Annotated in this window: 1 pseudogene; it reads right to left on the bottom strand. The window is 63.1% G+C overall.

What is annotated here, in order from left to right:
* Window positions 1-203, bottom strand: a pseudogene (locus FY251_RS22090) (hypothetical protein); the annotation flags it as partial.
* Between the last annotated feature and the right edge of the window lie 190 nt (window positions 204-393).

Genomic DNA, 393 nt, shown 5'->3' with positions numbered 1-393 from the left:
ATGCCGGCGAGCGCATACAGCGGTGTCGGGGACCAGTCGCCGTCGGTCCGCCGGAGCTGTCGACTGTCGAGAAAGAGGCCGACCGTGAGAAGCAGGCTGAACAGCACACTCGCCCAACTGGCGAGGACGGTCAGAGCAAACGCGCCGAGGAACGTTCCGAGACTCGCTTCACCGGCCGACCCTGACGATATGAACAGGTCCATCGACAGCCGGGAGAGGGCCATACACCCCGGCGGCAAGACGAACAGCGCGGCTAATCCGTACCAGATCCATGTGTCTCTCGTGGAGGGCATCACCAGCCCTGTCGTTCCAGTGACCCGTTTCGGTTTCGATTGCGAACCCGAGCGGCTACTCTAACAGGAGTCGCGTCGGGTCCGCCAGGTACTCCTTGAG

This window comes from Haloferax sp. KTX1 (assembly GCF_902410085.1).
GTDB lineage: Archaea > Halobacteriota > Halobacteria > Halobacteriales > Haloferacaceae > Haloferax > Haloferax massiliensis.
The sequence above is the reverse complement of the archived record's forward strand: the minus strand, read 5'-3'. Positions and strand labels throughout refer to the sequence as shown.